Consider the following 20796-nt stretch of genomic DNA (forward strand, 5'->3'; position numbering starts at 1 on the left):
GCATTTCCTAAGTCATTTTCCTTTCTAGATGGCAATAATTATGAAGTATTTCTCGGGACTCGCAACGATTACACACTTGATACACAAATTCTCCCATCGTCTAAAGTAATGATCATTTTGCGAATATGCTTTTCTTATTTGCTCGCAATTCGTTTGACGATAGATGAATGGATAATTCTTCAATAGCAGAAATACTTGCAACTACACAAATTATATACATCAGCACATCTGGTTGGACAAAAGCAAGTGATAGTGGGAATGCAAACAGCACAAGCCCTGTAATTTTATTGCCATAAGTATGAAGTATCCCAAAATTTTTATACTTTACAAATACCACCATCATTGAAACTGCTCTGATTATTCCGATGATAACTATCCAAACAATGATTTGAACTGTTGGATTGATGATTGGATATAGTACAATTATCAGTACCACAACCATTATCAAATCTGCACCAGAGTCAAGTTTTTCGCCCAATTTGCTTGCAGTGTTGGTTTTTCTTGCTATATATCCATCAAGAACATCGCTAATTCCACAAACGAGATAGATTGCAAAAAACGCTATACTTAATGGTTTTGCCAAAGCCAACGTAAGGGCAAGAAATATTCTCGCAATTGAAATATAATTTGCTATTGACTTCACTACCTCACCTCAAGGTATCTAATATTTTCCATTATTAAGTCACTTGTGGCATAAACCCTTCATCCATTATTCCCACATCTTATCATACATAGTCTTAGTCTTAGTCTTAGTCTTTGTCTTTGTCTTTGTCTTTGTCTCTTTTTCACTCGTTCCGTCTCTACTTCATCAAAGACATATACCCCATCGGTACCCCGAATGGCATCTGCCTCTTTTAGTCCAGTTCGAACTTCTTGTTTTTAGTGCAGAGCAAAAGTGTACCCCCTAAACTAAAGTGGGTATATTCTATTATTTAGGATCATTTTCCTCAAGCAATCTTGTATAGTAAAATCCGCTTGTATATAATGCTCCGGCAGGATTATGGGCAAGTACACGATCCTTAGTAATAAGGGTTGTCACAGGTGCCTCTGAGTACTTAATGAATATTGAGTCATGACCAACACATAGCCCGACGATTACATTTAGCTCAGTCTTTTCTTTATTAAGTAACATTGCTTGCAAAACAGGATTACATAAGGATTCATGACTGCCCTTTTTGATTTTAAACTTTTCGTCGATTCCGATTTCTGTTTTGTCAATTGAGCTTACCTTACAGACCACACAATAACTTTCCAGTCCTTTTGAATTAAGTATTTTGGCAAAGGTTTTAGCTTCACTCATTAAACCAACACAGGTTGCGATCCCAATTTTTTGTGCTCCAATTCTTTTAGCAAAGAGAACGATTTCTTCTACACGAGTTATCTTACCAAAGTATGTCCCCTCAATCTCTGCTGCCGCATGGGAAAACTTAGAAACGAACTCATCGTTTTGATAAAGGCTATTCGCTTCTTCGATCATTTCCTGATCAGTATTCGTTGTGAGACAGAATTGTGGAAAGCTTTTTTCTTTCCTATAGCAGTTTATTAGTCCGCAGTCTGAACAACTAAGATTCTTAGTTTCTTTACTCATTTTTTAAAACCCCTTTATAAATTGGTCCAATTATCAACTGATATTGTTGTCATCCCTCCTCACCAGCAGAAAACTGAACCTTCTCAAAAATTCTTCTTTTTTTCTTTAGTTTCCTTCTTTATTTTCTAAAAAATAAGAAATATCTCTTCTCATAAATGCCGTTGAGCCAACCAACGGTTAACGTGGCATTCCGTCCGTTCATTCCAAAAGAAGCGCGTGCCGCGCGAAACAATTCGCGAGCTTCTTGACTGCCCGCTTTGCGCCCACGGCATGTAATTCCCAGGGTTATCATACCTTGTAGTGGATGACCAGGACACGATAAAGAACATGGCGGCTATAATCGCCAAGGCCGCAATGGCTTGCGGCGAGGAATTTCACAGTCTCCAGTTTGAAAATTACCGATTTTGAGATGGACTAATCTAGATTAGCCAGACCTCAAAACCGGCAATTTTTAATCATCTCCTCGGACACAGCCTCCTCAACATCCTTCCATTGACGGGCCGGTTCCTTCCCCAGTTCCGCCGGCACTGTCTCCGCCAACTGGGTTTGGCTGTCACCACAGCGCTCTTTGACCTGCCGGACCGCTTCCGCTACCTGATCCTCATAGTGATGTTGTTTCAATAGTTCTGCCGCAATCTTTTGGCCCAGTTTATCCTGAAGGCTTTGATCCAGGCTCTCCTGCATGATCCTTGTGGAGGGTATCACTTTGCCTTTATCGTGCATATTGAATCATTTGTACTTTTTCAAATACTCTTACCCATCATATTTGAAAAGCCCCTAGTTTCCCAAAACCGCCACCCTGGGCAAGTTGAGCCCCCTTTTTATCTTGCTCAAACTTCTTTATTTAAAGCTGGAATTTTGTCTTAAACACAATAACAGCTCTTCCACCAATTTTGACTTGTTCCGGTTTTCCGTTACGTAAACTAACAGTAACGTCTACTATGCCACTACGCCCAATAGCGTTTCCTTGTTCACCTTTGAAAGAAAAGCCAGAACCATTATATTCTGCCAAACCATGTTTAACTAAATATGCGCCAAGAGGGCCATTAGCGTTTCCCGTTACCGGATCTTCGTTAACACCAATGGCGGGCGCAAACATTCTTCCGTGAGTTAAAACCCCCTTTTCTTCAGAATCCATCGTGAAAACAAAATATCCATTACAGTTAATCGCTTTACTTATTTCGGTTAATGCAAGCATATCCGGTGATAGAGTATCTAATTTACTTCTTGTTTTAACTCCAATTATTACTTTGGAATGTCCCGTAGAAACAATTTGAATTGGACAGCGTGGGTCCAATTCATCCTCTTTTAAACCTAGAGCTTTAACTGTATTTCCCCTTTCTTGCTTAGCAAGTGGTGGATTGAACTCGATTCTCCCTTGAGTCATTATTACAGAATAATCGTTTCCCTCTTTAATTATTTCGACCGGCAAAATTCCTATTCCGATCTTATGAATTACCGTGGAAGAGTCCAAATTTTTTTCCCTAGCCCTAACATAGTGAGCGGCGATGGTGGCATGTCCGCACACTGGGACTTCAGTTTGGGGCGTAAAATATCTAATCTTCACCTCGTGATCAGTCCCATCCGGTGAAAGTATAAATGCTGTTTCTGAGTTGTTCAGTTCTCGGGCAATGTTCAACATCTCTAGATCGGTAAGTCCATCTACGTTCATAACAACACCAGCAGGATTGCCTTTGAATTTTTCAGCAGTGAATGAATCCACCTGATAAATCTTTAATGTTCTCACCTGCCTCCTCCTTTCCATTTTTTCAGAGTCGCGAGGTACATAGAACTATTTATTAACCCTTTTCCCCCAAGGCTTTAATATTGACACAAAGACTACTACGATAAGTAGAGCCGCTTGTATCATCCCAAAATACAAATTTAAGTTAAAGTTGCTAATATATTGGTAATTCTCGCTCGGCTTAAAACCAATCTGATTAGATATTTTCGACATGTTATTCAGCCACGGACCAAGAAAAAATGTCCCCATCGCTATCTGCAAAATTATCGTGACCCACTTAAATATTATCCAATAAAATTTAGTGAAACCCCACTTTGTAAAAACAGAATACAAAAGTCCAGTAAGTAAACAACCTATTGCGCTTGGAATAATAATGAAATCATCAATAACTGTTAGCGATGACGTTACTGCATATAATTGAAGTTCCGAATTTGGTTGAGCCTTCATCGAAAGTACCAAAATCATTGACAAAGCGGCACCTAACCAAGCACATGCGAACAACACATGAAAACCTTTAAGCCAAGCCTTACTCTTAAAACCTAATTCCATAAATAATATCCCACCTTTTCATACTTACGCTTTCTAATCAAACAACTTTTCAGACTAGGGGATCTCATTAGTTATTGACTTTCTGTAAAAGATACCTTCCACATCTTTAGTTCATTTCCCTCCAAGATTCCCAACGTGCCCTGATTATTTTGAACAAGGTCTTAAGTTCCATATCCAATCCTGTCGTTACGATCATAATTTTGTGCGCTTCTTTCTCCTTTAGTCCTCTTCACCAATACATCATTTATCTTTACATACCGTTGAATTTCCATATCTCGATCCTCGATTAATTGGCGTAGTCATTCAAACGGCTTGTCCTTTTTCATTATCAATTTCCAAAAGTCCCAAAGAGTGAAATGTAAAAATGTTGTCCCTCCACGGCGACTGGCAGGGACAACATTTATTAACCAGTTATTCAAATCCTATTTCGATTAAGGATAAGACCTTCCTTTTCGGAAGTAATCCGGTCTATTATCTTTATGACTGTGGCATCTACACCAGATGTTGCTTTATTTAGCCGTGTAGATGATATCCAGAAACTAGGTATCCTACTCCGATTCTTCTTCAGATAGGAGTGAATAATCTGCGCTTCATCGATATCATGCTGTGTCAATCTGACTATGCCACTATTCTCTGTCATAAATATATCTCTGATTATTTGATTTATTTCCTGCCTTAATTCAGAAATATCAGCCGTTGCTATATTAAACACTTTTCCATAAAGAATCTTGTTCCCTTTGATCAGGAATAATTTAGCAAGTTCAGTGTCGATAAATTCAACTGCTAAGACATTCCGATTTTTACTTGAGGTTTGAACTAATCGTTGCTTTCCAATGACATGTCGAAGCGCTAAAAGATACGCATTATATTGGGCAGCTTTTTCAAAATTAAGATTTTCAATAGCGGTATCCATCCTTTTAGAAAGTTCCTGAACAGCGATTCTATCATTCCCGTTCAAAAGCTGCCGGATCTCTTCAATATAAACCTTGTACTCATCAGGACTTACCCGCCCAGTACAAACGCCCGTACAAGTACCTAATTGTAAAAACAGACAACCATTAGTCCTCTTAACCAGTCCCGGAGTAGAACATTTACGTATAGGGTAGAAATCCTTCAAATATTTTAATACTGTCTCAACTCGCTGAGGACTGGTAAAAGGGCCAAAATATAATGCACTATCATCCACTTTTTCATTGACTATCGTAACCTTAGGGTAGCGTTCTGACGTTACTTTAATATAATTATACTTTTTAACATTCTTCATCTGCTTATTATACCGAGGTTTTATTTCCTTGATCAGGCGACATTCTTCAATAAATGCATCCAATTCCGTATCTGTAGCTATATATTTAAATGAATGAATATGGCGTATCATTTCAACGACTTTTGGAGCCCGGGCCTTCTGATTATTAAAATATTGTGACACCCTATTTTTTAGATTTTTCGCCTTACCGACATAAATAATATTTCCAAGTGAATCGACCATCATATAAACACCGGGTTTCTCTGGTAGCTGCACTTGTTCGTAATTAAAAGTCATTTGCTACTCCATACGCTTTAGTTCTTGTGCTAAGAGTATTATATCATAATTTATTTCGGCTCATCACTAAAAAAGCCCCTCTTACCTAGACTTTACCCCGGTAGGTTCTTGCGGGGGTAGAAATGTGGTTTTGTGGGAGCGATTTAGGCTACTGGTTACAATAGACTAGACATCATCGGTTATCTTTAGTTAAAGACTGTATTACACGATTGTAGGACCCGTCCTTGCTGAGTTTGTACTTGTTTTGCATTAATTTGTGTATAATGTAAAAGTGGTACATTGCCGTCTAACGGTAATCAGCGGAGCGGGCATATTTACTAAAGGGTATAAGAATAACTGGAAAAAGGTCAAATATGTCATTCTTTCAGAACATAAAGAATGCTCTCGAAAGAATGACATATCTTTTATGGTATTTATGGCAGGGATTTCAAGAAAGTTGTTGAAATCTTGTTAAGAGTAGCTGAACTCATTTCTTATGACGTGACGCATTAGTAGAATTATGTGCAATTGCACATCTTAATAAATTATATAAGAGGAGAGTGTGATAATGGAAAAGGTTATATGGGTTAGAAGTAATGGAAAAATGATAGGTGCAAAAGAAGATGACGGTTTGGATATCGTAAACAGGCATTTAGAAGAAGGTTGGAAAGTTAAGCATATATCTGCATGTGCTTTAGGCGAAAGCATAAACACAGGACAGGCATATATTGTTATTGAAAAAGATAAAGATGTTGATTAAGGCGATACGAACCATCCATATGGGCCGTAATCGGACCCACCGCCATATATTCCCCCATAGATTCGTCAATACCTCAATTTTGATATAGCCGTATCTGGGCTAGCTATCTCATCTTCCAGAATTAATAAGCTAACTAATGGTTGCAACACAACTCTTAATAATGGGTTCAAACTCTAAGGCCCTCCAAGTAGCTTCTGCTTCTAAATTATCTATGACATAGTTAAGCGTAAAAGTGTTGATTCCGCGTTCCTTATATAACTCGATTAACTTGTTTACCATCAACGAACAAACACCCTTTCTCCTATAATCCTCATCAACCCATACATCATTTATCTTTACATACCGTTGAACTTCCATTTCCCTATCCTCGATTAATTGGCCTATAGTCATTCCAACGGCTTGTCCTTTTTCATTATCAAATACCAAAAGTCCCAGAGAATTAGAATTGCCGATAAGGTCACTGTAAAACTGCGGCAACCCCACTTTCCAGGTTTCATTATGTTTTAAGATTCGCTCATTTGCCGTTTCCATGTGAAGTTGGAGCATTAGTCGCATCCGAACTAGAACTGGAACATCGTCCTTTGTAGCTTTGCGAATTATACAGTTGGTTCCTGACTCCGTCTCTAGCAAGGTCCACCCTCCTTATAGCAGTATTGCACCTGATATAACTATCTGAATACATCCTTCAGCAACATCAGGACGTGCAGTTCTCTTATGCTTATAATATCTTCTTATAAATCTATACAAACATATCAACCGATTTATATGGTAGCTTCAAGATATTTAGTCACAACGCTAATAGCAGTCGGATTTTTACTAATTTTCTCATCATTTTTATAAAAGGTAAGTTCATCATCATAACTAAAATTTCTATTCTTTTCGTAACTTTTAATATGTTCATGTTTTTCCACTTTAACTTCACCTTCTCCTGAACCCACTCTAATTGTAAGTCGGTCAATTCCAATACTCTCATGCGGACCAACATATGGTTCTACTTGAAGTTTAATTATAAATGAAAATGAACGATAGCCCATAGGTCTTTCGACATTCAAGATTTCTACATATTCGGGTGAATACATTGGAGAAATTGATAGTAACCGTCCATAGTAGTCATCTAGCTCTTTTTGAATATAGGGGTCTAGTAGCGTAACGAAAACATCCTGGTAAAGTTCCTGTTGTGATTGTTTAGGCGCCTTAGATGCAGTTTCTGTAGAGGAAGTTGATGCTATAGCAACTGGCAATTTTGCTGATTCTAATCCAGCAGTTTTACTGCATCCCATTAAAGTTGCTACCAGCAAACAGCTAAATAATAACAAACTAATCATCTTTTTCACCTAATACCGCGCCCCTTTACTTTATAAGTGCATTTTTTCTAGAAACGTGCAATAGTTCAAAACCAACAAGGGTACCCCTTCGCTGCCCATGCTGATTTCGGCAAGTGAACTTGTAACCAGCAGAAAAACGTCTGTTCATACGAGCTTTGATATGGGAATAATCCTAGACTTATTCCTCTCTCTATTGTGCTAATTCATTTAGCAGTGTTTTGAGTTCCTTCTGGATTGCCCAATATGAACGTTTTTTTCCCGACCTATCGTTTCTTTGAACTTCAAAGTCCTTCCCCGACCGAATAATGCTAAATGTCTCACCATTTTTCTCATTAAGAATTATCCCTGAGCCAGGTGTCTCACCTGCAAAACCTTCGTTTTCCCGAATTCCTGATGCTGAATTAAACCAGTTGACTATTTTTCCAAGCTCTTCTTGAGTTGCCTCTTTATAACCACAATATCCACCCCATAATGTTATACTAGAAATATCTTCAACCTTTATAGAGCGGTGTAAATTCGAAGTCTTGACATAGGTGCAAATACCTAAGAAAAACGAAAGCAATAGAACAACTACCCCAACCAGTAATGATTTCTTTAACATATTATTCCTCTCTCCCTGTTGCATTGGAAAGTCATAACATTTACAATATGTGTTTTCTCTGGCTTATTAACAACCACTTCCTTGATTTTCATTTAACCTAAATCAGACCAAAATTTCTTCCCTTTATGATTATCTTCGATTACACCTATTCGAAAAGATTTTGACACTAACGTAATTGCCCATATTTGCAACACCCAATATTAAATCAAACATTTCCTTTTCGGTTCGCATAATACTAACTCCTTGGTCGAAATATTATTGCATAGTTCAGTGGCTCTATGGATTTACGAAAGCTTAGGTACGAAACCCTAGTTTCAATTTCATAGAGCATTCTCTTATCCATACTCGCTAATCACCCCGAGAATAAGAACGGTAATTACAAACGCCGTAATTTGGTAGGTCTTTTTCATCTCTTATTCCTCCCAAGAAACATGTCGTAGATTCACTCGATATTTCGGCTCGATAACAAACAGACTCGATTTTATATCTACGCAAAAGCCCTACAACCCACGTCTTGTATGTGAAATTCCACATCTTCCCTGTACATTCCTTCCAATTCAACAAATAAAACTTGAACTTTAGTTAATAGGTTCATTCTCTGGGTGCAAAACTAAAAATGACACCGATAATCCATGATGATTCTTAACCCAGAGAAGTGCAAAATTTTCACAAATCATAAGCCCCTGTATTTCACATTCGGGAATACAGGGGCGTTGCGAGACGGAAGAAAATCTGCGTCCCTATTCATTTGTAATTTAGTTCATAAAGCTTCTAATTTTGAACGTTTTACTGTGGGTATTGTGTCCAAGATATGCTGCACATGGGGAAAAGTGTCCTTTCCATGAGGGAAATACATCGCCTGTACGAACTGAGGCTGAAAATCTGGTTCGACAGCTGTTTCCACGAATTGAACAAAATCGGCTACTTCTTGGGCTTCTACCCTTTTATCTTTATCTAAAAGGGCTATTTTGGCTCCGTCTCCCGCAGCATTCCCCACAGCAACTACATTATCCAAATTACAATCTGGGAACAGACCGATAACCAAAGCGCTTTCTTTGTTGATATAACTACCAAAAGCACCGGCTAAGGTAACACTGTCTACTTGGTCAGTACCCCATTTTTTCATGAGGATTTTAGCACCAGTGTACAATGCCGCTTTGGCCAATTGTATTTCTCTAACATCCCCTTGAGTCACAGTAATGTCACTTCCGATGGACGTCTCCTCTGACCAGGCCAATACATACTCGGGCTTATTGTTAGCATCCCGACGTATTCTTCGGGATGTTTGTTGCATATTAAACTTGCCGGTTGGGTCTATAATTCCCGATTTAAACATTTCGGCAATTATGTCGATAATCCCAGAGCCACAGATCCCCTTTGCTTTAATCGTTTGGGACGGCTGGAACCAATCAGCCTCGCCAATGACTTTATACTGTGGTTCTAACGAAACAGGATCTAGTCTTACTTTTTCAATAGCACCCGGAGCAGCTCGCATTCCGAACTTGATCTGAGCTCCTTCCAAAGCTGGGCCAGTGGCACAGGAGGTGGATAACAGCCGCTGTTTATTACCAAAGTCAATTTCTCCGTTCGTACCAATATCGATCAACAACCTCCTTTTTTCCTGTTTATGTGGTTCTTCTGCAATGAGGACCGCTACATTATCTGGACCCACAAAACCGGCTTCTACTGGAAGACAGTGAATATTGCCTCCAGCTGCAATTCTTATCCCTAGGTCTCGCGCCTTAATATCCAGAGATTTGCGGACAGCGGGAGCAAAAGGAGAACGCCCCACGTAGCAGGGGTTAATATTTAAAGCTATATGGTGCATGGCAGTATTAAAGACCAGAACCATTTCAGCGACTTGCTCCACATTAATTCCAGCAGCCTTGGACAGTCGTGTAACAAGGGTGTTAATCCCTTCAATAATAGTCTGGTGCAATATAGCCAAACCGTTATCATCGTCCATACCATAGGTGATCCGCGATAAGACATCTTCACCGTACCTTATCTGGGGATTCATCATTGAATCTTGCTGTAATACCTTCCCCGTGGTTAGGTCACATAGATAGGCCGCAACAGTGGTTGTACCAACATCAACAGCCACTCCATAAGTTGCTTCGACTAACCCAGGTTCAAGAGCAACGACTACCTGTTCCTTCCACAGTGTCGCTGTTACAGACCATTTCCCTTTGCGCACGATAACTGGTAATGAGAGCAACACTGTGTAGTCGATACTCAACTCTTTGTCTAGATGGGAGTAGCGGTCCAGTAGAGCGGCCTTTAATCGTTCAGAATCATCTCTGTGATCTTCCAGACTGGCAGGTATCATTTCTACAAAATAGTTACGTACAGCTGGGTTGACCCGTAAAACTCTATCCTTACCGGTTTCCAAGACAACCTGTTGAGTGCTCCGGCTTTCTTCGGGGACAAAAACTAATATGTCGCCCTCTATTTGGGTACAGCAAGCTAAACGATAGTTCTCACGTATTTCTTGAGGTTGAAGCATATTTTTTTCATTCTCTGTTAATTGAGATACATGGGAAATATGAGTTTCCGCGCTCAATTCATCAACATATCCTTCGTCAATTTTCACCTTGCATTTTCCACAGCAGTTTGTTCCTCCACAGGGACTTTCAATATCTACACCCAGTTTCCTGGCTGCCTCAAGTAGGCTAGACCCTTTTTTTACCGTACCTCTACGGCCAGAGGGCTGAAAAATCACCTGACAATCCATATTTTTGCTCCTTCGATTGCGTATTTTAAAGGACATTATTCTTTCAATATCTAAGATAAAAAAACCAAAAAGATCACATTTCCAATGTTTCAATAATTTCCTTCAATGCACAAGCAAACTCGATGCAAGCTCCTTCTAGATCTTCTTCTGGGATAGAATTAAACCCAAAGAGGAAGATGTTTTCCGGTGCTTTTTGCTGGTTCTGCCAATAGACTTTCGTCCCATAAATTCCAAAGCCTCTCAATCTCATCTTCGTGATCAGACCTTCTTGACTCGTGCATCCCGGAATTTGTATCAAGGTATGAGAACCTGCTGGCGCCGGGAAAATCTTAACGACATCTGCAAGATGTTCTTTTATCACTTTGTTAAATAGTCTGTATTTTCTTCTGTTTGACAGCGACATCTTGCGCACATGCTTTTCGAGATGCCCATCTCTGATAAAATACGCCAGTGCCTTCTGATTATAAGTCGGAAGCGCCGAATAATAATACTTGTATTTATCTTCATATATTTCCATAAGTTTGTATGGGAGGACAAAATACGCACACCGAATAGACGGAGAGAGAACCTTCGATAATGTGCTCAAATAAATCACATTCTGGCCAGTGCTCAAAGCCTGAATAGAGGGAAGGGGTTTTTCTCCATATAAAAACTCATTGTCATAATCATTTTCAATAATATAGGCCCGGTTCTTTTGCGCCCATTCCAAAATCTGCAAACGTTTTGTCAAGGATGTAGTGACTCCGGTAGGAAATTGATGGGATGGCGTTAAGTAAAGTAGCTCACACATCGAGTTTTCTAGGACATCAATATCGATTCCTAGATCGGTCATGGACAGCGCTTTGATCGAGTATCCTTTATTCGTAACTATTCTTTGCATTCCAATAAAGCTGGGGTCTTCCACACCTATCGTAAATACTTCCTCATGCAATAGATCGGTAATAATGTCCATAGCATATTGTGTGCCGGCGGAAATGACGATTTGCTCCCAACTGCATTTTACACCCCGACTGTTATTGATGTAATCGCACAGACTTTTCCGTAATTCTACATTTCCTTTGTTGCATTCATAGGCGATTTTCGTGGAACAGGATTCCTCCAGCATTGCGTCCTGCATATACTTTCTCCACTTCGTCCACGGAAAAAAACTTGACTCAATGCTCTCATAATTGAAATCATACTTCAGCGGAACAATAGACTCCCGTACTACTTCTTTTTGTCCCATTCTATATAACACGCTCGATCTCGGTAAAGTTAACAAGTTCTCTACATAATAGCCGCTTCCCTGAACCGACCGGATATATCCTTCCGCCAATAGCTGCTGATATGCCCTGCTCACGGTATTGATGCTGATGTGCAGTTCTTCCGACAATACCCGAATCGGCTTAAGAGCGTCGTTTGTTTTGAGATCACTTTGTATAATACTCTGCCGTAAAGTCTCAAATAGCTGTTCATACAAAAATGGTCCATTTTTATCCAGCAAGAGCATAGAAATCCCTCTCTTTCCAATTCTGGATATAAATCCTGCAATCATCATAATAATGTGGCATACCACCGGGAAATTTCCTCATCATTTATATGACGATGCGGAGGATTTCTAATTATGTTTCTCTACAATACAATACACGCCAAATTCTACCAGCATTTTTAATCCAGCACCCATTTGCAAAAAACTAATCAGAATATTTGTATCCGTAATACCTGGTGCGTGTGTAAGCAAGTGACTTTGATGCTCCAATTATTTCTTTGGTAATGTTCATAATTTTAGTTATTAGCTTCATAACGATACACCCCACATATTTTTACATTGCAAACCAGCTAACTCAGACAAAAAATGACGCTCTTCTGGAAAATAGGTTAAACCTACCCCGGAAGAGCGCCATTGCTCAGGGAAAAAAATGACGCTCTTCTGGGAATAGGCTAACCTACCCCCGAAGAGCGCCGTTGCTCAGAGAAAATATCTTACTAATAAGTCATTCATAAAGCTACGATGCTTTTCTGAAATTAACTTACCATCACAATATATGAAAAATTTTTACTAGTCAATAGTTTTGAACTATTGAATATTGTATTTTGGCGAAATGATTGAATTAGGTAACCGAGTATAGTATTAAATGTACCTGGCAAATTGACGACGGATATGTTGCATAAACTTATTATGCCATCTTTCTTCCCGCCTTACAATACATACAGGTTTTCCCTGAGGATAAGCAGTTCCCGCAATCATTTCCGACGAAGTTTTGTTTGCTGTTTGTGACCAGAAAGAACCCAGCATAACTCTTTATGGGCGACATAAAACCACTGTCAAGCAATTTTAAACAGATTTTCTCGCCATCCAATATGGCAAAAAATTGCTCCAACTGTGAAATATCCATACCGAAAAATCCCGGTCCAAAATTATCTGAAACATACCTGTCTGTATTGCAACTTAATCCCTGCAAATATTGTCTTAATATTTCCTGCCCGGCATCCATGTATGCATTTTGCCACATATCATAGTAAACCTGATTCAGGATACTGGCTTCGCTCAAATTTAGTTCTCCAACTGTTAACAGGTAGATGTATATTCGCTCAATTTCCTCGGTGGGAATCTGAGCAAGAGCATTACAAGTAAGCAGTTTTCCGTCCAGCTGCATATTTATTCCGTCAACACAAGTTTTTTCGTATTCTGAGATCAGAGCCTTGATTTCCAGCTGATGGTACACATCATTCAAACTTTCTAATGATCTTTCAATTATTTTCTGGGGTACAGGTTTTGCCCTGTTATACCCGCACATGTCTCTAAAATTCTTTTCCGCGAGTTCCTTTCCCTGATCCTTATCTAAAAAAATCACATGGTTTTTCATGCCTGCCTTCTCCTTCTCCTTCTATCGAACACAGTATCACTGTATTTTTAAACAAACACCATCCAGAAAAACATTGCTTTTCGAATAACGATGAATGCCACTCTGCTTTTCCCTGTGCATCAATAATCGTTCCAACCCAAATCCGATGCCGACCCAGGAACAGGTGATTCTCCATTTGTCATCCAGTGGATGAGGCCCCATACCAGTAGATGCCAGCTCCAATCCATCACTACTTACCACATCAAGCCCAACGCCATAAACGACCGAGTCCTCTTCGTGGAAAGAATAGTCGTCGATTCGGGCTACCTTTAACACCATGTCAGCAAATTGTTTCAGTTGGTCGATTCTGTTTTCCTCCGGTGTTCCCCACTCGACCAGATTGAGCATGGTGAATTCTTTCAAATGAGAGTTACCTTCCGATTCCTTGCGGAAACAAGAGCCAATTTCAAAAATACGAAGTGGCAGCTTTTGGCTAGTTAATATCTTTCTGGAAACTTCATATAGATTCGGGGCAAGCATTGGACGTAGGCAAGTCTTGGTATCCAGCCAGAATACCTGCTCGTGCAGAGGGTTGTTCTGGTCAATTGTCATTTTCTCTAGAGCCTTCGACGAGATTATGATAGGGGTCGTCACTTGGGTAAACCCTTTTTCACACAGTGCATCCGCCAATTCCTGCTGCAATCGGCAAAGTGCCGGTTTGTGGCTCTGTTCCAACAGATACTTTAAATCGGCCTTGTTTTTTACAACCGCCTGTTTTTCCACTATTTTATAGGTCTGTTCTCTTTCATTGACCGTTTCAAACATCCGAAATACAGTTTCCTTTTTGAGGCCCAACTCCGTCAATCGGTTTTTTTGAGTTTCCGTAAATTCTATACTCATACCGTCACCTATTTTCTGGCATCCGTAAATACCGTCTGGGAATATTTCGTCAGTTTCCATTCCGGGATCTTGCACTTTTTGCAGGGATTTTTACACCAACGATTGCGTAGCCATCTTGCGCTCCGGCTATTCTTCGAATCCCACGCGACAAAGGATTCTCCACAGTGTGTCGTCACCACCATGGTCTTACCTCTGTTTTCTAATGATTTTACACCGTGAAGCGTTCCGGAACGCGACGGCCATAGTTTGACCTTATTGATCAATTGGAATAGCCTCTGATTTTTGAAGATATACCTTACGACTTTTTGTTTTTTGACTTCCTTTATCTTTTCGTCCATATCTTAATCCTCTAACTGTTTCATACAATTAAAATACATGGTTATGATCCCAAGCTCCAATGGATTATGTATTACAGTGGCTTTTTCTCTGGCTGCAGCCGTCGCTCCGCACGGCATACCCGGTGCCGCAATGATTGTCTTTTCGGTCACGTCTTCTCCCGTAATAAAATCGCCTGTCGTACCGGCATTGATGATATAGGTAAACTGATGGATAGGAGCCGGCGAAGAAATCCATGTGGAATGCTCCAAAGTTGCTGCCAAGCAAGCCGCTTTGTTATTGTCCAAATCGCAGATTACTGGTAACGCATGTTGTTCTGCGATATAATGGGCCGCCGCTTGTCCCACCGGGCCGGCTCCGATTATCAGCACGCGTTCCTGCCGAGGATTTATCCCCTGTTTCCTCATAGCCTCGATGATTGCCGCTGCAAAGCCCCTTCCCGTAGCCCAGCCATTGTCGGAGTGCACGGCACTCCCAATCCCAAATGCCGCGCACACGCAATCGTCGGCAAGAAATGTGATCCCGCATTTCGAGAGATACGCTTGTTGGAGACCGGCAACGTCCGTTTTCTCCGCAATCAACGTTTCCACCCGGCAGTGACGAAGAATGGCTCCCACCGCTTGAGAAAATCCGGTGATAATGCCCAGTCCGCTCGTAACCGAAATTACTGCGGTCTTGATTCTCTTAGTATTTTTCGTTAATCCGACCGCTTTTTGAGCAATTTCCTCCATGGTATAGCCTGTTTGCCTAATAAACAGATCTTCATAATCCTGAAGTTGTGTTTCAATCAAATCAATATCAGATTCCAGTAGTCTCGACATACGTCCGTACTCCTCACATCATTCAATAAACTCCCAGTCTTCGATCCCCAACCGTTTCTTCAATTGCTGAATAAACATGAGAAATGTTTCGTGCGCTTGCTGTCCGGTTTCCCCGGTGACGATAATAATTCCTTTCCAGTCCCTGCTGCCTTCTTCATAGTCGGTGATAGCTTCTGTGCATCCAAAGAATCCTTTGCGAATCTTCAATTGGCGGCAAGACCCAATGATATGTTCTCCTGTGACTTTGATCTTTCCGTCGCAAACCTGTATCTGCTGGTACAGACAAACCTGTTTTGCCGGAAGAATCCGGATACTCTCGGCGTTTCCTAATGCCAGCTCGGTCATCATTTCCACCATGTTCATCCCTGTTGAATGATATACACTGATCGGGGTCTGGCTTGGCAGCCTTGCATCGATCTCTAGTATTTTCAGTTTTCCCGCCTGGCTGATCACTTCAATGTCGAAAATGCCCTTAATCTTCAGGATTTCTGCCAGCCTTTGACCGATCTCCAGCAGCTGTTGCTTTTCCTGCGCTTCCAAATTGGCTGGAGCAACGATTCGTTTGCAGTCATATTCGTCGTCTACTATAACTTCTGTAATCTGCGGAAAATAAAAACGTTTTCCGTCCCCGATCACTTCCAGAGAATAAGAGGCGCCCTCCACATATTCCTGAATTACAGGATGAATGTTTTTATGCGTTTCGAGGTATTCTTCTACCTCGCGACGACAATAAGCCTTCTGTACATGCTTGCTGCCACTTTCCCCGTCCGGCTTTAAAATAACAGGGAATACACAATCGGGATATATTGCGGGTATTGGCAGACGGTTTTTTTGAAAAAGTTCAATGGAACGATGTTTGGAACGGGAAATATTATACGCATTCACATCAAACATGACTTTAGTGCCCATTTTCCTTCCGTACTCGTCCACTTTGGCGATGACTTCATGATCCTCTATTGCCGGCAGCACGACATCCGCTTTCAAAAACAGTGGGAGTATCTCTTCTTCATCAAAGACGTCCGCTTTGATGAATTCGTCGGCCAGATCTCTGCCGGGAGCATCCGCATTATGATCCAAAGCCGTAACATGATACCCAGCCTTTTTCGCCAGATATATTGCCTCAACTCCTTGCAATTTCGCACCGATGATCAGTATGTTTATCATGGAATCCCCACCTTAACCGCAAATGTAATCATCGGCACATTTTTCGCTGCATGCCATATCTAAAGTTCTTCTATCCGCAACCCAACGGCTATAGTCCTGTGCCGTAGCATTCTCCAAATTACATTTCTTCAATGTATTCTGAATCCCCGCCACCGTACGGCTGCCCTCATCAATATCATATTTACATTTTGCAACGCCCGCGAACCCCTTCTTAGGCGGAATGATGGAGGTCACGATGTTTGCCCCAGCCATCAGTCTCTTTTCAAGGCCACCCAACCCTTCTATATCCATGGATGCCGGGATCAATACATTCGGGAATAGCAACCTCATGACCGCGATATTCATCAGTTCATTTTGATATCCCTGATTCTCCGCACCTTCAAACGGTGCTCCCTCTTGCGGGACAAAGGTCATAGTCCTCATTTGCATTGCTCCCAGTCTTTTCATCTCTCTAAACGAATGAACCCTGTCCTCTAACGTGTCTCCGATTCCGGTCAACAAGCCTTCCTCAATGAGCATCCCCAGATCTCTGGCATATCGTTTGGCAATCATCCGTTTTTCGTAACTTTGCCCTTGCCGCAGCTGTTCAAACAAGGATATTCGATGTGTCTCCTGATACAACGCATACCAATCGGTCCCCGCCCGCTCGATCAACTCCAAACCGTGCTGGTCCAGCACTCCCGGTGATACCATGATAGACAGACCGGTTTCGTCTTTTACGGCTTTCACAATTGAGGCCAGTCTCTTCGGATGTTCTGTATAAAACGTATCGTCTCCCGTCGTCAAATCAATCAAATGCACTCCGGAATTCTTCAATTCCACAGCTATGTCAACCACTTCCTGCAATGTTTTGCGATACCGTGGAGAATTGGGGTTTTCTTTTCTGAAATAACAAAACGTGCAGCTGTTCTGACAGTACGTTGAAAAATATACAAAACTATATAAAAAGACTTTATTCCCGAATACGGCTTGCCGTACCTTTCTTGCGGTCGCAAAAATCTGTTCCATTTCACTTTCATCCGTCCGACTCAATAGGTATACAATTTCCTCGGACGATAGTTGATTTCCTCGCTGGCATTTTCTGAGTATCGTTTCAAGCATTCTGTAAGCCTCCTGTAAGCCTCCTGCTTAACTATTTCCTTCCTGTATCTTTATTTTTCTGCCAAAAGGCAGAAAAATAAGCGAACATAACATAAGCACCCTCCCCAAACCTATGGATTTCAATATACATTTTTCAATAAAAAAATATAGGAATCCGCAAGTGCTAAACATACATCAATGAGACATACCAGAATGTTTAGACCTATCAGACACCTATATACTGAAATCCATTATGGCGAAGAGTCCCGGAGTCGCACCCGGCTGTACGGATTTAGAGTCCGCAAGATCACTACGATCCACCCTCCATATAGTCATCTGCCAACAGTCCGCAGATCGTACTTACGAACCCCCTGAGTCAATAAGCGTAAAACCCACAGACTGCCGACAGATTAATACCGTAATAGCATTTATGCCTGATTGAAATTAGTCATTCCAATATGTCAGGCCTAGATCAGTCATAATTTTAACAGCTTCATCGTAAACCTTGATGTATTCCTCCGAAGGAACCAGTTTCTTTACATCATAGCATTCCTGGAAGGTTTTCCCCGCAGGCGCCGCTTTATAATCCTTTTCATACATAGAAACTAGTTTGTCCAACAGAATGTTTACTTCATGAAGATCCATTCCCGCAACTGCATGTGCTACTTCCCCCATGAAACGGGCTTCCATGGGTGTAAAGAGGTCGGTGACCACACCTTTACCGGCAGCGACACCGGACAAGATCTCTCGTCCGCTGACTGTATCCGTAATAGCCTGAGCTGCCGTCTCCAGTAAGCACATGACTGTGCAGGGACCTGCTAAAGTGTAATACTGATTTCCCAAGATCAGATGGGTATTCTCTTCAATGGCACGAGCTGCGTGACCAGCAACGGCAAGAGCCTCTCTCGTCGTTGTTATGCCCCAGCGCACGTGCACCGGCCCATCCAGATGCCAGGTGGCCTGTAACATTACAAATGAGTTTAAAGTTGTAGCGACATCACAGATTGTGGTCTCTTCCAGGCCACCTGCGTATCCGCCGAAGATAGGCATCTGTTCTACCATTACGATTACACCAGCTGTAGCGTAATGTGCTCCAACAACCAACGCACCTACGTCGATTTTGAGCTCATTCAGCTGAGAAACCTCATGTGAATCAGATGGCCTCATGCCGCCTTCAAAGTCTGCAGATATGACTCCAGCAGCACTTAATGATGTCTCATTGCCCTACGTTCCCATGCCTTTGCGTCCGGCTCTGAGCTGTGCCTCGCGCACTTGTATAGCCTCTGAACGCACAGCCATTATCTCCCAGGGAGAACCGGGCGAAGGGTCTTTACCCATGACAGTCTGCAACACACCGTCAACTATCGTATCGATGATCCGTTCTTGTGCGTATGACTGGTGGATTGCCAGGAACAGTTCCTCCGAACAGGGAGAACCGGTTGGGCCGCCCTGAATAACGGGAGCCTTCGACGAATCATAACTCCTTGGCACTACATAGATAGCCTCTTTGCCTTCACCGAAGGTGAAGTGGTCCGGTGCGGCTTTAATAGCATGGAGCACCTCATCCTTTGTGTACTTGATTATCCGTCCGGTATCCATGCAATAAATGCCGCACTCAACCAGCATCTCCAAACCTGCCTTAAACAGCTTGTCGATAAGTTCTTTGTCCTCCGGAATAATTGTTTTTTTGTCCATTTTTATTCCGTATTTTTCTTTTAATTTGCGGGCGGTCTGCGGTATTAATTTAAAATCCCAATCTTTTTCATCCATTTTTGGTCCGGTCTTGGCCCGATCATAGACGTCAAACACCGTAACGTTTTTCCCTATGGCCTTCATTAATTATGCACCTCTTTTCATTGCAATCAAGTCTTTGGCCATGGCAGCGACCTCTGCAGCCGTATCGGTGTAACCGTCTGCTCCGATTTCCTTACACCACTTGGCGGATACGGGAGCGCCTCCGAACATGACGATGTATTTATCACGAATTCCGTCTTCCTTGAGAGAATTGACAATTTCCTTCATGGAGGCCATGGTTGTCGTCATAAGGGCGGAACCGCAGATAAGATCAACGCCGTATTCTTCCGCTTTTTTGATTACTAACGGAACCGGCACATCACGTCCAAGGTCAAATACTTCAAAGTTGTTGGCCGACAACATGACACTTACTATGTTCTTGCCAATATCGTGAATATCGCCCTGCACTGTGTGAATAATAACTTTTCCACTGGAAGCCTTATTCTTCTCCTCGACAGACAGTGCACTTGTCAAGATATTGATCGCGGTTTCGAAGGCCTCGGAAGCCATCATCAAATCAGGAACAAAAGCCTCGCCTACATCGAATAAGTCACCCATAACCGCCATGCCTTTCGAGAGGCCCAAGCTGATACACTCCAACGGATCAAGGCCCGCTTCAATGGCCTCATTAGCTGCTTCTTCTGCTAATGAGGGGTCCATTTCCACAATCGAATTTTTGAGTTTTTCATAAATAGCTTCGCTCAAGTATGTTTCTCCCCCTTTGCTAGAATTTTTCTTTTGCTAGAATACTGACCCATTACAAATAAGCTAACGATATGATTGATTTGACACAAGATTGTTTTACTGCCAAGCAATTCTCCCAAAAGCTTAAAATTGACAATAAAAAAAGAGTCATAAATATTTGCGACCCCATTGTCTGCTTAGCACTTCGTCTCGTCCGTCTCATGTGCCAAATCTATATGCAAATTATAAGATACCGTTCCTCATCTTCAAAGATACAATTTTAGAATTTTTTCGGGATACAATTTCCTTTGGACTATGTCTGTCAATTAAACAATGTAGCTTTTTCCCTTAGTCAATGAAGAATACACTTTG

19 protein-coding genes and 1 pseudogene are annotated in these 20796 nt (G+C 41.4%); 1 reads left to right on the forward strand and 19 read right to left on the reverse strand.

The features are described from left to right. Positions 1-112 precede the first annotated feature (112 nt). The 6 genes from E4K67_RS15390 to E4K67_RS15415 all read right to left on the reverse strand — a co-directional run bounded on the left by E4K67_RS15390 (position 113) and on the right by E4K67_RS15415 (position 5421). Positions 113-643 carry a CDP-alcohol phosphatidyltransferase family protein gene (locus tag E4K67_RS15390; protein WP_135548225.1) on the reverse strand — a complete coding sequence of 177 codons (531 nt, stop codon included), beginning with the start codon at positions 641-643 and terminating at the stop codon, positions 113-115. Positions 644-928: 285 nt separating this feature from the next. Then, the gene (locus E4K67_RS15395) at positions 929-1588 is read right to left on the reverse strand and encodes a DUF1847 domain-containing protein (protein WP_135548227.1); all 660 of its coding nucleotides are present in this window, start codon (positions 1586-1588) and stop codon (positions 929-931) included. 435 nt (positions 1589-2023) lie between these two features. Continuing rightward, the gene (locus E4K67_RS15400) at positions 2024-2272 is read right to left on the reverse strand and encodes a hypothetical protein (protein ID WP_135548602.1); all 249 of its coding nucleotides are present in this window, start codon (positions 2270-2272) and stop codon (positions 2024-2026) included. A 160-nt stretch (positions 2273-2432) separates the two neighbouring features. Beyond that, entirely contained in the window at positions 2433-3353 is a 921-nt protein-coding gene (locus E4K67_RS15405) for a PhzF family isomerase (RefSeq protein ID WP_199242557.1), read from the reverse strand. 27 nt (positions 3354-3380) lie between these two features. Beyond that, positions 3381-3881: a hypothetical protein gene (locus tag E4K67_RS15410; protein WP_135548231.1), complete on the reverse strand. Its 501-nt coding sequence runs from the start codon at positions 3879-3881 to the stop codon at positions 3381-3383. Positions 3882-4296: 415 nt separating this feature from the next. Beyond that, on the reverse strand, positions 4297-5421 hold the full coding sequence (locus E4K67_RS15415) for a GIY-YIG nuclease family protein (RefSeq protein ID WP_135548233.1): 1125 nt from the start codon (positions 5419-5421) through the stop codon (positions 4297-4299). A 547-nt stretch (positions 5422-5968) separates the two neighbouring features. Between E4K67_RS15415 and E4K67_RS15420 the strand changes: the two genes are divergently transcribed. Further along, positions 5969-6160, forward strand: a complete 192-nt coding sequence (locus E4K67_RS15420; protein ID WP_135548235.1) for a hypothetical protein — start codon at positions 5969-5971, stop codon at positions 6158-6160. Between the two features lie 129 nt (positions 6161-6289). On the opposite strand, the gene E4K67_RS15425 is transcribed toward E4K67_RS15420, so the two are convergent. The 13 genes and pseudogenes from E4K67_RS15425 to E4K67_RS15490 form a co-directional block, all read right to left on the reverse strand. Next, positions 6290-6790, reverse strand: a complete 501-nt coding sequence (locus E4K67_RS15425; RefSeq protein WP_135548237.1) for a GNAT family N-acetyltransferase — start codon at positions 6788-6790, stop codon at positions 6290-6292. Positions 6791-6921: 131 nt separating this feature from the next. Next, on the reverse strand, positions 6922-7485 hold the full coding sequence (locus tag E4K67_RS15430) for a DUF3888 domain-containing protein (protein WP_243454509.1): 564 nt from the start codon (positions 7483-7485) through the stop codon (positions 6922-6924). A 190-nt stretch (positions 7486-7675) separates the two neighbouring features. Further along, complete coding sequence (locus tag E4K67_RS15435; RefSeq protein WP_135548240.1) at positions 7676-8086, reverse strand: hypothetical protein; 411 nt, start codon at positions 8084-8086, stop codon at positions 7676-7678. 760 nt (positions 8087-8846) lie between these two features. Then, positions 8847-10820 (reverse strand): ASKHA domain-containing protein, encoded by a 1974-nt coding sequence (locus E4K67_RS15445; RefSeq protein ID WP_135548242.1) that lies wholly within the window; start codon positions 10818-10820, stop codon positions 8847-8849. Between the two features lie 73 nt (positions 10821-10893). After that, complete coding sequence (gene pdxR, locus E4K67_RS15450) at positions 10894-12375, reverse strand: MocR-like pyridoxine biosynthesis transcription factor PdxR (protein WP_243454490.1); 1482 nt, start codon at positions 12373-12375, stop codon at positions 10894-10896. Positions 12376-12976: 601 nt separating this feature from the next. Beyond that, on the reverse strand, positions 12977-13666 hold the full coding sequence (locus E4K67_RS15455; RefSeq protein WP_135548244.1) for a vitamin B12 dependent methionine synthase: 690 nt from the start codon (positions 13664-13666) through the stop codon (positions 12977-12979). Positions 13667-13702: 36 nt separating this feature from the next. Continuing rightward, positions 13703-14545 (reverse strand): pyrrolysine--tRNA(Pyl) ligase large subunit, encoded by an 843-nt coding sequence (gene pylSc / locus E4K67_RS30135; protein ID WP_206752206.1) that lies wholly within the window; start codon positions 14543-14545, stop codon positions 13703-13705. An 8-nt stretch (positions 14546-14553) separates the two neighbouring features. Then, positions 14554-14883: a pyrrolysine--tRNA(Pyl) ligase small subunit gene (pylSn, locus tag E4K67_RS15465; RefSeq protein WP_135548246.1), complete on the reverse strand. Its 330-nt coding sequence runs from the start codon at positions 14881-14883 to the stop codon at positions 14554-14556. Positions 14884-14886: 3 nt separating this feature from the next. Continuing rightward, a complete protein-coding gene (gene pylD, locus E4K67_RS15470; protein WP_135548250.1) occupies positions 14887-15702 on the reverse strand; it encodes a 3-methylornithyl-N6-L-lysine dehydrogenase PylD in 816 nt (271 codons plus the stop codon). An 18-nt stretch (positions 15703-15720) separates the two neighbouring features. Continuing rightward, positions 15721-16866, reverse strand: a complete 1146-nt coding sequence (pylC, locus tag E4K67_RS15475) for a 3-methylornithine--L-lysine ligase PylC (RefSeq protein WP_135548252.1) — start codon at positions 16864-16866, stop codon at positions 15721-15723. A gap of 12 nt (positions 16867-16878) precedes the next feature. Then, positions 16879-17967: a methylornithine synthase PylB gene (gene pylB / locus E4K67_RS15480; protein ID WP_135548254.1), complete on the reverse strand. Its 1089-nt coding sequence runs from the start codon at positions 17965-17967 to the stop codon at positions 16879-16881. Between the two features lie 423 nt (positions 17968-18390). Then, positions 18391-19782: pseudogene (locus E4K67_RS30680) on the reverse strand (monomethylamine:corrinoid methyltransferase). A gap of 3 nt (positions 19783-19785) precedes the next feature. Continuing rightward, positions 19786-20445, reverse strand: a complete 660-nt coding sequence (locus tag E4K67_RS15490) for a cobalamin B12-binding domain-containing protein (protein WP_135548256.1) — start codon at positions 20443-20445, stop codon at positions 19786-19788. Positions 20446-20796: the final 351 nt, after the last annotated feature.

Origin of the sequence: Desulfosporosinus fructosivorans, assembly GCF_004766045.1 — a bacterium.
Taxonomy (GTDB): Bacteria; Bacillota; Desulfitobacteriia; order Desulfitobacteriales; family Desulfitobacteriaceae; genus Desulfosporosinus; species Desulfosporosinus fructosivorans.

Coding starts and splice junctions, on each gene's coding strand:
- pylD (WP_135548250.1), bottom strand. CDS start 15,702: ATGTCGAGACTACTGGAATCTGATATTGATTTGATTGAAACACAACTT.
- pylSc (WP_206752206.1), bottom strand. CDS start 14,545: ATGAGTATAGAATTTACGGAAACTCAAAAAAACCGATTGACGGAGTTG.
- pylC (WP_135548252.1), bottom strand. CDS start 16,866: ATGATAAACATACTGATCATCGGTGCGAAATTGCAAGGAGTTGAGGCA.
- E4K67_RS15420 (WP_135548235.1), top strand. CDS start 5,969: ATGGAAAAGGTTATATGGGTTAGAAGTAATGGAAAAATGATAGGTGCA.
- E4K67_RS15410 (WP_135548231.1), bottom strand. CDS start 3,881: ATGGAATTAGGTTTTAAGAGTAAGGCTTGGCTTAAAGGTTTTCATGTG.
- E4K67_RS15405 (WP_199242557.1), bottom strand. CDS start 3,353: ATGGAAAGGAGGAGGCAGGTGAGAACATTAAAGATTTATCAGGTGGAT.
- E4K67_RS15395 (WP_135548227.1), bottom strand. CDS start 1,588: ATGAGTAAAGAAACTAAGAATCTTAGTTGTTCAGACTGCGGACTAATA.
- E4K67_RS15445 (WP_135548242.1), bottom strand. CDS start 10,820: ATGGATTGTCAGGTGATTTTTCAGCCCTCTGGCCGTAGAGGTACGGTA.
- E4K67_RS15430 (WP_243454509.1), bottom strand. CDS start 7,485: ATGATTAGTTTGTTATTATTTAGCTGTTTGCTGGTAGCAACTTTAATG.
- pylB (WP_135548254.1), bottom strand. CDS start 17,967: ATGCTTGAAACGATACTCAGAAAATGCCAGCGAGGAAATCAACTATCG.
- E4K67_RS15455 (WP_135548244.1), bottom strand. CDS start 13,666: ATGAAAAACCATGTGATTTTTTTAGATAAGGATCAGGGAAAGGAACTC.
- E4K67_RS15400 (WP_135548602.1), bottom strand. CDS start 2,272: ATGCAGGAGAGCCTGGATCAAAGCCTTCAGGATAAACTGGGCCAAAAG.
- pylSn (WP_135548246.1), bottom strand. CDS start 14,883: ATGGACGAAAAGATAAAGGAAGTCAAAAAACAAAAAGTCGTAAGGTAT.
- E4K67_RS15435 (WP_135548240.1), bottom strand. CDS start 8,086: ATGTTAAAGAAATCATTACTGGTTGGGGTAGTTGTTCTATTGCTTTCG.
- E4K67_RS15415 (WP_135548233.1), bottom strand. CDS start 5,421: ATGACTTTTAATTACGAACAAGTGCAGCTACCAGAGAAACCCGGTGTT.